Origin of the sequence: Streptomyces sp. NPDC048637 (assembly GCF_040650675.1) — a bacterium.
In the GTDB taxonomy this organism is placed as follows: Bacteria; Actinomycetota; Actinomycetes; order Streptomycetales; family Streptomycetaceae; genus Streptomyces.
Genome location: NZ_JBEZHQ010000035.1, coordinates 33686 through 46177, shown reverse-complemented (window position 1 = coordinate 46177; position 12492 = coordinate 33686). Strand labels below are relative to the sequence as shown.

General features: G+C 73.9%; 8 protein-coding genes. 5 read left to right on the top strand and 3 right to left on the bottom strand.

Going from position 1 to position 12492, the window contains the following annotated elements:
* Positions 1-144: 144 nt before the first annotated feature.
* Both malQ and AB0C46_RS31610 read right to left on the bottom strand, forming a co-directional pair.
* Positions 145-2442, bottom strand: coding sequence for a 4-alpha-glucanotransferase (gene malQ, locus AB0C46_RS31615; protein WP_362832029.1), 2298 nt, complete (start codon positions 2440-2442; stop codon positions 145-147).
* A gap of 6 nt (positions 2443-2448) precedes the next feature.
* Positions 2449-2718, bottom strand: coding sequence for a hypothetical protein (locus AB0C46_RS31610; protein WP_042154838.1), 270 nt, complete (start codon positions 2716-2718; stop codon positions 2449-2451).
* A gap of 467 nt (positions 2719-3185) precedes the next feature.
* Between AB0C46_RS31610 and AB0C46_RS31605 the strand changes: the two genes are divergently transcribed.
* On the top strand, positions 3186-6161 hold the full coding sequence (locus tag AB0C46_RS31605; protein WP_362832027.1) for a beta-N-acetylglucosaminidase domain-containing protein: 2976 nt from the start codon (positions 3186-3188) through the stop codon (positions 6159-6161).
* 74 nt (positions 6162-6235) lie between these two features.
* Here the strand turns inward: AB0C46_RS31605 and AB0C46_RS31600 are convergent, their stop codons facing one another.
* Positions 6236-6772: an HNH endonuclease gene (locus AB0C46_RS31600; RefSeq protein ID WP_006605595.1), complete on the bottom strand. Its 537-nt coding sequence runs from the start codon at positions 6770-6772 to the stop codon at positions 6236-6238.
* 290 nt (positions 6773-7062) lie between these two features.
* On the opposite strand from AB0C46_RS31600, the gene AB0C46_RS31595 reads away from it, so the two are divergent.
* From AB0C46_RS31595 to AB0C46_RS31580, 4 genes are all read left to right on the top strand, one after another.
* Complete coding sequence (locus tag AB0C46_RS31595) at positions 7063-8151, top strand: mechanosensitive ion channel family protein (RefSeq protein ID WP_362832025.1); 1089 nt, start codon at positions 7063-7065, stop codon at positions 8149-8151.
* A 506-nt stretch (positions 8152-8657) separates the two neighbouring features.
* Positions 8658-9794 carry an ROK family transcriptional regulator gene (locus AB0C46_RS31590; RefSeq protein ID WP_362832083.1) on the top strand — a complete coding sequence of 379 codons (1137 nt, stop codon included), beginning with the start codon at positions 8658-8660 and terminating at the stop codon, positions 9792-9794.
* Positions 9795-10221: 427 nt separating this feature from the next.
* Positions 10222-11505 (top strand): 6-phospho-beta-glucosidase, encoded by a 1284-nt coding sequence (locus AB0C46_RS31585; protein WP_362832081.1) that lies wholly within the window; start codon positions 10222-10224, stop codon positions 11503-11505.
* The gene (locus tag AB0C46_RS31580; protein WP_362832023.1) at positions 11496-12491 is read left to right on the top strand and encodes a BadF/BadG/BcrA/BcrD ATPase family protein; all 996 of its coding nucleotides are present in this window, start codon (positions 11496-11498) and stop codon (positions 12489-12491) included. The genes AB0C46_RS31585 and AB0C46_RS31580 overlap by 10 nt, the downstream gene beginning before the upstream one ends.
* Position 12492: the final 1 nt, after the last annotated feature.

Below are 12492 nucleotides of genomic sequence, written 5' to 3'. Positions count from 1 at the left end.
TGTCCACGGCATGGTGCCGGACGGTGCGTCGCACCGGAAGGGGGTGTGCGGCGACCGGCGCCGGGGCGCGCCTGCGGCCACGCCCCGGCCAGCCGCGTCACCAACCTCCCCGGACAGCACACCTAGGGACTTCGAAGACAGGCCCTAGCAGCTCCGGTCCGACAACTCCCGCATCAACGCGTGCAGTCGGGGTGAGGCGGCCAGCTCTTCCAGGGTGTGCGGGCGGCCGTCGGGGCCGGCGATCGGCAGGCGCCAGTTCGGGTATTCATCCCATGTCCCGGGGAGGTTCTGCGGGCGCCGGTCCCCCACCGCGTCGGGCAGCCAGACGCCGACCATCCGCGCCGGGGTGCGCAGCAGAAAGCGGTGCACGGCCTTGACCGCCGCCTCCTCGTCGCCCTGCCCCTCGGGCAGTAGCCCGCGCCGCACCAACTCCCCCATCCACTCGGCGAGTTCATAGGTGGCGCGGGACCGTTCCCACTCCGGCGGGCCGGCCAGCAGCCCGAGCCGTTCGCGCAGCGCGACGTCCGCACCGGTCAGCCGGGCCGCGGTGGTCGGCAGATCGTGGGTGGTGACGGTGGCGAGACAGGCGCTGCGCCATTCGCCGGGCGCCAGGATGCGGGCCACGGCGCCGGACCCGGGGGCGGCGTCCCGCGCCACGTCGGCCTCCCGCGCCACGTCGGCCTCGCCGATCACGTCGGCCTGGCCGAACACCTCCCCCTCGCCCGCCGCGTCGCCCTCGGCCGCGGCCTCCGGCGCCAGGGCCGCGCCGGGGCCGTCGGCCCTGTCCACGGCTTCCACCGTGTCCGTCCGCGCCGCCCCGTCCTCCGCGTCCCGCTCCCCGCCTCCGCAGCCCCGCTCCCCGCCCCCGTAGTCCCGTTCGAACCACAGCACCGACGTCCCCAGCACGCCCCGGGCGGCGAGGGCATCGCGGACGCCCGGCTCGACGGTGCCCAGGTCCTCGCCGATCACCGCGGCGCCGGCCCGCTGCGCCTCCAGGGCCAGCACGGAGAGCATCGCCTCACCGTCGTAGCGGACATAGGCGCCCTCCGTCGGCGGCCGGCCCTCCGGGACCCACCACAGCCGGAACAGCCCCATCACATGGTCGATCCGCAGCGCACCGGCGTGCCGCAGCAGTCCGCGCAGCAGCTCCCGGTAGGGGGCGTAGCCCGCGGCGGCCAGCGCGTCGGGGCGCCAGGGCGGCAGGCCCCAGTCCTGGCCGCGGGCGTTGAAGGCGTCCGGTGGCGCCCCGATGGACATTCCGGCGGCGAAGGCGTCCTGCTGCGCCCAGGTGTCGGCGCCGGAGGGATGGACGCCGACGGCGAGGTCGTGCACCAGCCCGATGGCCATCCCGGCGTCCCGCGCGGCCCGTTGCGCGGCGGCCAGCTGCTGGTCGGTGAGCCAGGCCAGCCGGCAGTGGAAGTCGATCCGGTCCAGCAGCCGGTGCCGCAGCCGGACGGTGCCCGGGGACCGTGGATCGCGCAGCCCGGCGGGCCAGCCACGCCAGTCCGGGCCGTGCCGCTCGGCGATCGCGCACCAGGTGGCGTGGTCCTCCAGCGCCTGGCCCTCCTCGGCGAGGAAGTCGCAGTACGCGGCCCGCCGGCCCGGACTGAGCGGGACCGCGCACAGCAGCTCCAGCGCCTCCCGCTTGAGCGCCCAGACCGCGTCCCGGTCGATCAGCGCGCCCCGTTCGAGCACCTCGGAACGGAGCGCATCGGCGCGGGCGGCCAGCTCGTCGGCCCGTAAGCGCGCGGCGCCGGCGAGGTGGGCGTACTCCGGGATGTGTTCGATCCGCAGATGGACCGGGTCGGGGAAGCGGCGCGAGGAGGGCCGGTACGGCGACGGATCGGTGGGCGGTCCCGGGACGGCCGCATGCAGCGGGTTGAGCTGGACGAAGCCGGCGCCCAGGGCACGCCCGGACCAGGCGGCGAGATCGGCGAGGTCCCCGAGGTCGCCCATGCCCCAGGACCGCCGGGACAGCAGCGAGTAGAGCTGCACCAGAAAGCCGTGGCTGCGGGCCGGCGGTGCGGGCACCCGGTCGGGCGCGACGATCAGCGGGGCGCGGGCGGTCCGGCCACCGGGGGCCCGGGCCTGCAGCACATGGACGCCCAGGGGCAGCCGGGTGAGCGCCACGGGATCGGGCGCCCCCAGGTCCGCCGTCCCCCCGCCTTCGGTCTCGACCCGGAGGACGGTGCCTTCGGGGAGACCCGTGAGGTCGGGTGGCCGGTCCGGCCGGGCGACGACGGTGCGGGGAAGCAGGGCACGGCCCGCGCCGTCCTCGTACGCGGCCAGGGCGGTGCGTACGGCGAGCGGGGTCGAGGCGTCGACCCCGAGTGCGGCGAGCACGGCGACAACGGTGTCGTCGGCGGTCTGGACGCTTCTGCCCGGCGAAGGTGCATACGACGTGGCGACGCCGTGCAGCCGGGCGAGCCGCGCGCGGCCCATGGGTCCTCAGACCTCCATGGACTCCGTGCCCATGCCCGCGGCCGTCGGCTCGCTGGTCAGCGGCAGCTCGGCGGCGATCGGGACCTCACTGGTCAGTGGTGCGGCATCGGCGAGCGGGGGCTCGCTGGTCAGTGGCGGCTCGACGAAGCTGTAGGAGCCGGAGCCGTCCAGGCCGGAATCGGGGTCGGACACCCCGTCGAAGAGATCGGGCTCCATCGTCGCACCTCCCGGTTTGGAGGACAGAGCGTCGAGGAGCAGTTGAGCGGATGCGGCCACGAGGGCCTCCCGTTCATCGGTATTGGGACACGTGGGCCCTACCCACTCGACACGTTCGCAGACGCATCTGCTCACGAAACGTGACCCACATCACATTATGCCTCACGCAGGCGATTTCACTGCGGTGAACTCCCACAGGCGCAGAGAACGCGCAGAAAGCGGGCCTCGCGACGAAAGTTCTGCGGACCTGCGACCCTCCGCGGACCCCGCCCTCGACACCGGACGTACCCGTCCTTACACCGCCGTCCAGGACCCCGCCATGGCCCGGTTGACACCCTCACCGCCACAATGGTGGGCTCACGGCCGAAGGTCTGTCCGAACGGGCATCGGCGGGGAAAACGGGGCGCCGGTGCAGACCGGTAAGCGATGGACGGGGACGAGGAGCAGCCGTGCGAGGCCGGGGCGTATGGAGCGTCGGAAAAATCGGTAGGGGCGGCAGGGGAAGCGGGGCGGGTGCCCGCGCGCGGGTGGCGGGGACCACCGCACTGGCCGCCGCGGTCATCACCGGCATGCTCGGCGGGGCGCCCGGCGCCCAGGCCGCGCCCGCGGAACCCGCGATCGGCACGCCCGACCAGCCGGACCGGCCGACGGGGGCGGGGCACCCGCCCGCCGTCTGGCCGCGCCCCCAGTCGATGCAGGAGCTCGGCACGGCCGTCCCCCTCTCCGGCGAGGCGGCGCTGGTGGCGGCGCCGGACACCGATCCGTACACGCTGGACGTGCTGCGCGGGCTGCTGCGCGACGCCGGGGTGCACACCGTCCGGATGCTGGCGCCCGGCGACCGGCTGCCCGCGGCCGGGCCGGTGATCCGGGCCGGCGGCGCGCAGGCCGCGGACGCCCTGCGGGCGCTGCGGGCACCGGCCCGCGGGGACCTGCCCTCCGGCGGCTACCGGCTGGCGGTGGGCCAGATCGCGGGCCGGGACACGGTCGCCCTGGACGGGGTCGGCCCGGACGGTCTCTTCCACGCCGCGCAGACACTGCGGCAGCTGGTCACCGAGGGGGCGGGCGGCAGGCGCCAGCTGGCCTCGGTGGCCGTACGGGACTGGCCCGGTACGGCCGTGCGCGGCACCACCGAAGGGTTCTTCGGGCAGCCGTGGAGCCGGCCGCAGCGGCTCGCCCAGCTGGACTTCATGGGGCGCACCAAGCAGAACCACTATCTGTACGCGCCCGGCGACGACCCGTACCGCCAGGCCCGGTGGCGCGACCCCTACCCGGCCGCGGAGCGCGCCGGCTTCCGGGCGCTGGCCGAGCGGGCCCGCGCCAACCACGTCACGCTGGGCTGGGCTCTCTCCCCCGGCCAGGCGCTGTGCTACTCGTCCGAGGACGATCTGCGGGCGCTGCGGCGCAAGGTGGAGGCGATGTGGGCGCTGGGTGTGCGCTCCTTCCAGCTGCAGTTCCAGGACGTCAGCTACAGCGAATGGCACTGCGGCGCCGACGAGGACACCTTCGGCGCCGGCCCGCAGGCCGCGGCCAGGGCCCAGGCCCGGGTCGCCAACGCCCTCGCCGCGCACCTGGCGGAGCGCCATCCGGAGGCCGCGCCGCTGTCGCTGATGCCGACCGAGTACTACCAGGACGGCTCGACGACGTACCGCAGCGCGCTCTCCGATGCGCTCGGCGACCGGGTCGAGGTGGCCTGGACCGGGGTCGGTGTGGTCCCGCGGACCATCACCGGCGGGGAACTGTCCACCGCCCGCCAGGCGTTCGGCCACCCGCTGGTGACCATGGACAACTACCCGGTCAACGACTACGCCCAGGACCGGATCTTCCTCGGCCCCTACCGGGGCCGTGAACCGGCCGTCGCCACCGGCTCCTCGGCGCTGCTCGCCAACGCCATGGAGCAGCCGCTGGCCTCCCGTATCCCGCTGTTCACGGCCGCCGACTATGCGTGGAACCCCCGCGCCTACCGCCCCGCGGAGTCCTGGGAGGCGGCCGTCGACGATCTGGCGGGCCGCGATCCGCGGGCCCGTGCCGCGCTGCGGGCGCTGGCCGGCAACGACTCCTCCTCGGTGCTGGACCGGACCGAGTCGGGGTATCTGCGGGTGCTGATCAACCGCTTCTGGGCGGCCCGCGAGGCGGCGACCAACCACGGCCGGCCCGGCAGGGACGTTGCCCTCGCCAAGGCGGCCCGGACGCTGCGGAACGCGTTCCGGACCATGAGCAGCGCACCCGGCAACCTGCATGCGGATCTGGCCGCCGAAATCCGCCCCTGGGCCGAGCAGTTGGCCCGCTACGGCAGCGCCGGTGTGCACGCCGTGGACACGCTGATGGCGCAGGCCCACGGCGACGGCGACACCGCCTGGTCCGCCCAGCGCACGGCGCAGCGGCTGCGCAAGGAGATCGGGCACAGCCCGGCGACGGTCGGCAAGGGGGTGCTCGCACCGTTCCTGGAGCGGGCGATGACCGAGGCCGACGCCTGGACCGGCGCCCGCCACGAGACGCCCCGGCCCACCGAGGACACCGGCCCGGCGTCCCTGACCGTGCCCTTCGAGCGGGCCCGCCGGCTGGCGGCGGTCACCGCGCTGACCGCGCCGGGCCCCGCCGCGGGCGGCGTGTCCCTGGAGGCGCATGTCCCCGGAGAGGGCTGGCGCCGCCTCGGCCGGCTCTCCGCCACCGGCTGGACGGAGTCCCGAACGCCGCGACTGCGCGCCGACGCGGTACGGCTGACCTGGGCGAACGGCACGAAGGCCCCGTCCGTGAAGGCGCTGACCCCCTGGTTCGAGGACACCCCGCCGGCCGGGCTCGAACTGTCCCGCAAGGAGGCGGACGCACAGAACGGCGGCAGTGCGACGGTGGACGCCCTGATCTTCTCCCGCCGCCCCGGCGACATCCGCGAGAAGCTGAAGGTCAAGGCCCCCAAGGGGTTCACCGTGCATGCCCCGGAGGAGGTCACCGCACCGCGTGGCGGCACCGCCACGGTCCGCATCACGGTCGACGTCCCCGAAGGCGCCCCCTCCGGGACGTACGAGATCCCGGTGGCCTTCGGCGGTGCGGAGCAGACGCTGACGGTGCGGACCTATCCGCGCACCGGCGACAAGGACCTGGCGCGCGGCACCGTCGCCACCTCCTCCGGGGACGAGACCCCCGAGTTCCCGGCGTCGGCGGCCACCGACGGCAATCCCGGGACCCGCTGGTCGTCCACCGCCGAGGACGGCGCCTGGCTGCAGTTCGCCCTGGCCCACCCCACCCGCCTCGGCCGGCTCGTCCTGAACTGGCAGGACGCCTACGCCACCGGCTACCGCGTCCAGGTCTCACCGGACGGCCGCACCTGGCGCACGGCGGCCACGGTCCGGGACGGCAAGGGCGGCCGGGAGTCCGTCAGGATGGACGCCAAGGACGCGCGGTTCGTCCGCATCCAGGGCGACAAGCGGGCCACCCGCTTCGGCTACTCACTGTGGTCGGTGGAGGCGTATGCGGTGACGGAGCCGGACGGCAAGGACCGCCGCTGAACGTCGTCCGGGGGCCGTCGGAAGCCGCGCACACGGCGCGGCCCCCCACGGCCCCCGGACGGAAAAACCCGGACCTACGCCGATACGGCGTCGATCCGGGCCAGGGCGTCATCCGCGCCGTACGGCTGCAAATACGGCAGCCAGCGCGGGTCACGATGGCCCGTACCGATGATCCGCCACGCCAGTCCTGACGGCGGGGCGGGCTGATGGCGGAGCCGCCAGCCGATCTCGGCGACATGGCGGTCGGCCTTGACGTGATTGCAGCGCCGGCAGGCGGCGACGACGTTCTCCCAGGTGTGCTGACCTCCGCGGCTGCGCGGGATGACGTGGTCGACGCTGGTTGCGACGCCACCGCAGTACATACAGCGCCCGCCGTCACGGGCGAACAGCGCCCGGCGGGTCAGGGGCACGGGGCCTCGAAAGGGCACCCGCACAAACCGCTTCAAGCGGACCACGCTCGGAGCGGGGATGACATGGGTCGCGCTGTGCATCAGGGCGCCGGACTCCTCAAGGCTCACGGCCTTCTCATTGAGGACGAGGATGAGCGCACGGCGGAGCGGTACGACGCCGAGCGGCTCGTACGACGCGTTGAGGACCAGGACATGCGGCACGGGTGCCTCCTTGTACGCCGGCGGCGCGTGGCTCGCGCCGGGACGATCTCCCCACAGTGTCCCCCGCTGCCTGGTCGGAGCGCCACCATGACCGAGTAACGGGCCGGAGGTGTTTTCCACCACACCCTCGGCACCGCTGTCCGGATCCCGCTCTTTCCGGCCCGCGCAAAACCTGCCTGTTCGAACAAGAGCGCGGACCGTTCTCATTGCCCCGTTAGTGTGGTTGGTCTGCCCGGTCCCTGGGGTCCCACCGAGGCCCGGGTCTGCTGTCCCACACGGAAGGTTCGACTGTGTTCTGGTCCGCTTCGCCGGTCGCTGCCGCGCACCTGAGCGCCGCCACACCCGGCTCATCCGGCCCGACGTCCCTCGACGACGCCACGGAGAGGGCCACCAGCGCCGCCGGCTGGGTGCAGGAGAACTGGGGGACGTGGCTCACGTCCGGCCTGCAGATCTTGCTCATCATCGTGATCGCGGTGGTGCTGCGGCATGTGATCCGCCGCACCCTCACCAAGCTCATCGAGCGGATGAACCGCACCGCGGCCGCCGCCCAGGGCACCGCGCTGGGCGGACTGCTCGTCAACGCCGAGAGACGCCGGCAGCGCTCCGAGGCCATCGGCTCGGTGCTGCGCAGCGTCGCCTCCTTCGTGATCATGGGCACGGCCGCCCTGACGGTGCTCTCCGTCCTGAAGATCAACCTGGCACCGCTGCTGGCGAGCGCCGGTGTGGCCGGTGTCGCCATCGGTTTCGGCGCCCGCAACCTCGTCACCGACTTCCTCTCCGGCGTCTTCATGATCCTGGAGGACCAGTACGGCGTCGGCGACGAGATCGACGCCGGGGTCGCCTCCGGCACGGTCATCGAGGTCGGCCTGCGGGTCACCAAGCTGCGCGGCGCCAACGGCGCGATCTGGTACATCCGCAACGGCGAGGTCAAGCGGATCGGCAACCTCAGCCAGGGCTGGTCCACGGCCGCCGTCGATGTGATGATCGCCGCCAACCAGGACCTGCAGCGGGCCCGCGACACCATCACCACCGCCGGCCAGGAGATGTCCAAGGCCGAGCCCTGGAACGAGCAGCTGTGGGAGCCGGTGGAGGTCCTCGGCCTGAGCGAGGTGCACCTGGACACGGTCACCATCAGCGTCTCGGCCAAGACCATGCCCGGCAAGGCCCTCGGTGTGGAGCGCGAACTGCGCTGGCGCATCAAGCACGCCCTGGACGCCGCCGGCGTCCATCTGGCCCCCCGCCCGCTCCCCGGTGACCAGGCGGCGGAGGCCACCGACCCCGCCGCCGGCATGGCCGCCCCCTCGGCCCTCAACAACCCGCTGTCCCCCCAGTCCCTGGCGACGAACCCGATCGCATCGCCGTCCAAGCTGGGGAAGTAGGCCGGCGGCAACGGCCTGACGGCTCCCGCAACGGAGGGGCGTACCGACCGAGCGCCGGTGCGCCCCTGCTTCGTACGGTGGGTGAGTTCTTGCCGTTCCGGCTGCGTGCGGTGGGTGAGGTGCTTGGCGATCCCACTTCGTACGGTGAGTGAGGTGCTTGGCGATCCCGCTTCGTACGGTGAGTGAGGTGCTTGGCGATCCCGCTTCGTACGGTGAGTGAGGTGCTTTGGCGTTCCGGCTTCGTACGGTGAGTGAGTCCTTGCCGTTCCGAGTGGCCATCGGCTCTTTCGCCCCGGCCCCCTTGAACTGCTCCCCCCGCTCGGCCCATTGACGCCGCCCTGCCCACGGCCTACTTTCCCTTCCATCGATGGGAGAGTTTCCTAACAGATTCTCGCCAGTCGTCCCGGCCGCCGGTGAACGGGGTGACGGTGGTGAACGGGGTGACGGTCATGGCCGGTGGGCGGTCGGTGCAGCGAATCCCCGGGACGCCGCGGGTGCTGCGGGCCATGAACGACCGGGCCGCGCTGGATCTGCTGGTGTCGCAGGGCCCGCTGACCCGTACCCGGATCGGGGAGCTGACCGGGCTGTCAAAGCCCACCGCCTCGCAACTGCTGGCCCGGCTGGAGGCCGCGGGGCTGGTGCGGACCACCGGCAATGTGACCGGACGGCCGGGGCCCCAGGCGCAGCTGTACGAGATCAATCCGACGGCCGCGCATCTCGCCGCGCTGGCCGTCGATCAGCTGGGGATCACCGCCGCGGTCGCCGACATCACCGGGCAGGTGCTCGGCGAGGAACGGGTCGGGACCGACGCAATCGCCGAGGGCGCACCGAACCGGACCGCGCAGCTGGTCGCGCAGGCCGTCGACGGGGCGCTTGCCAAGGCCGGGATGGGGCGCGGGCAGCTGCACGGGGCGGTGATCGGCACGCCCGGCGCACTGGACCCGCAGACCGGGCGGCTGCGCTACGCACCCCATCTGCCGGACCGGCACTCGCGGGCGCTGAAGGACGAGCTGGCCGAGGTGCTGGGCACGCCGGTCACCGTCGAGAACGATGTGAATCTGGCGGCGGTCGCCGAGCAGCACGACGGGGCCGCCCAGGACTTCGACGACTTCGTGCTCGTGTGGGCGGACAAAGGGGTCGGCGCCGCCCTCGTGCTGGGCGGCCGGCTACTGCGCGGCGCGACCGGCGGCGCGGGTGAGATCGGCTATATGCCGCTGCCCGGCGCCCCGCTGGCCCGGGGCGGCGAACGCAGCGCCGCCCGGGCGGACGCCGGTGGCGGCTTCCAGCGGCTGGTCGGCTCGTCGAGCGTCATCGAACTGGCCCGGGAATACGGGGTCCCTGACGTCCGTACGGTCACCGAAGCGCTGGCGCACGACGCGGTGCGGGCCGAGGTCGCACGGCGGCTGGCGACCGGGCTCGCCGCCGTGGTGGCGGTCGTCGACCCACAGCTGATCGTGCTCTCCGGCGAGGTCGCCCAGGCCGGCGGGGAGGCGCTGCGCGCCCTGGTCGAAGAGGAATGCACCGGGCTCGCACTGCCCCGCCCCGTCTTGCGCCTCAGCCGGATGGACGGCAATCCGATCCTCCTCGGCGCACTGCGGACGGCGCTCGCCGATGCGCGCGATGCGGTCTTCCACACCGGGTGACGGACGGCACGGGGCACGGCGCCGTGGCTGCCATGGCTGCCCCGACTACCCCGGCTGTCACGGCTGCCATGGCTGCCACGGCTGCCATGGCTGCCACAGCTGCCTTGACTGCCACAGCTGCCTTGACTGCCACAGCTGCCACAGCTGCCACAGCCGAGCCAACAACCACCCCAACGCCGACCGCCGACCGCCGACCGCCGACCGCCGACCGCGTCAAGGAAGACCAGCGCCACTGCCCCAACCCCAACTCCCCACGCCGGGAGGGAAGTCCGCCATGTCGCTTCCGCGCATACCCGTCCGGCTGTCCGCAGTGCCGGCCGGCGCCGGGCTGCTCGTTCCGAAGGCCTTCGTCGAAGGCGCCACGCTCACCGGAGTGAAGGGCTGATCCAGCATGCCGTCTCCCCAGGAACGCACCCCGCGCCCCCGCATCAAGCTCGCCGTGGTCGGCGGCGGCTCCACCTACACCCCCGAACTCATCGACGGCTTCGCGCGGCTGCGTGACCTGCTGCCGCTGGACGAACTCGTCCTCATCGACCCGGACTCGGAGCGACTGGAGCTGGTCGGCAGGCTGGCCCGGCGCATCTTCGCCCGACAGGGGCACCCGGGCCGGATCTCCTGGACCGGCGACCTGGACGCCGGTACCGACGGCGCCGACGCCGTGCTGCTGCAACTGCGCATCGGCGGCCAGGCCGCCCGCAACCAGGACGAGACCTGGCCGCTGGAGTGCGGCTGCGTCGGCCAGGAAACCACCGGCGCCGGCGGCCTCGCCAAGGCGCTGCGCACCGTCCCCGTCGTCCTCGACATCGCCGAACGGGTACGCCGCCGCAACCCCGCCGCGTGGATCGTCGACTTCACCAACCCCGTCGGCATCGTCACCCGGGCCCTGCTCGCCCACGGCCACCGGGCCGTCGGACTCTGCAACGTCGCCATCGGCTTCCAGCGCACCTTCGCCGCTCTGCTGGGCGTCGCCCCCGAGCAGGTCGCGCTGGAGCACATCGGCCTCAACCACCTCACCTGGGAGCGGTCCGTACGCGTTGCGGGCGAGGACGTCCTCCCCGAGCTGCTGGCGGCACACGGCGACGCCCTCGCCGGCACACTGCGGATGCCCCGCGCCCTCCTCGACCACCTCGGTGCCGTCCCCTCCTACTATCTGCGCTACTACTACCAACACGACGCGGTCGTACGGGAGTTGTGCAGCAAACCGTCCCGCGCCGCGGAGGTCGCCGCCATCGAGCGGCAGCTGCTCACCCTGTACGGCGATCCGGCGCTCGACGAGAAGCCGGAGCTGCTGTCCCGGCGCGGCGGGGCCTTCTACTCGGAGGCGGCGGTGGCGCTGACCTCGTCGCTGCTGGGCGACACCGGCGACGTCCAGGTCGTCAACGCCCGCAACGACGGCGCTCTCCCCTTCCTCCCCGACGACGCGGTGATCGAGGTCCCCGCGACCGTGGACGCGACGGGCGCCGCACCCCTCCCCGTGCGCCCCCTGGAACCGCAGTACGCCGGGCTGATCGCCCATGTCACCGCCTACGAACAGCTCGCCCTGGAGGCGGCACTGCTGGGCAGCAACGGCCGCACCACCGCCCGGGCCGACGGGCGCAGCGCCGTCTTCTCCGCCCTCCTCGCCCACCCCCTCATCGGCCAGCTCGACCACGCGGACCGGCTCACCGACGCGCTGATCGCGCACAACCGGGAGCACCTCACGTGGGCCTGACCGGCACGGCGCTCGCCCTCGACGCGGGCAACAGCAAGACCGATGTGGCGCTGGTGACGGCGGACGGCAGCGTGCTCGCGACGGCCCGGGGCGGCGGCTTCCGGCCGCCGGCAGTGGGCGCCGGGCGGGCGGTCGACGTCCTGGCGCCGCTGGTGGAATCCGTCCTGGCGCAGGCCGGAGCGGCGGCCGGCCCCGTCGACCAGCTCTCCGCGTTTCTCGCCAACGCCGACCTCCCCGTCGAGGAGGCGCGACTGACCGCCGAGATCGCGGGCCGGGGGTGGGCGCGCACGGTGACCGTCCGCAATGACACCTTCGCCCTGCTGCGGGCCGGACTGCCGGACGACGGGGAGCCGGTGGGCGTCGCCGTGGTGTGCGGGGCCGGCATCAACTGCGCCGGCCTCGGACGCGACGGTGCCACCGCCCGCTTCCCGTCCATCGGCCGGATCTCCGGTGACTGGGGCGGCGGTTCGTGCCTCGCCGACGAGGCGCTGTGGTGCGCGGCCCGCGCCGAGGACGGCCGCGGCGCACCGACCGAGCTGGCCCGCGCGCTGCCCGCCCACTTCGGCCTGACCACCATGCGGGAACTGATCGAGGCACTCCATCTGCGCAACATCCCCGACCACCGCCGCCACGAACTGCCTCCCGTCCTCTTCGCCGTCGCGGCCTCCGGCGACCGGCTCGCCCGCGCCCTCGTGACCCGCCAGGCGGAGGAGATCGTTCTGCTGGCCGGCGTCGCCCTGGAACGCCTCGGCCTCCTCGGCGAACCCACCCCCGTCGTCCTGGGCGGCGGCGTACTGGCCGCCCGCCACCCCCTCCTCCACGACCAGCTCACCCCCCTCCTCGCGGACCGCGCCCCCAAGGCGGTCCCGCATGTGGTGACCGCCCCGCCGGTACTGGGCGCGGCCCTCGACACCTTGGACCGGGCGGGGGCGAAGGCGGGGGCTTATGGGCGGGTGAGGAGGGCTTGGAGAGGGGGCGGGGGCTGAG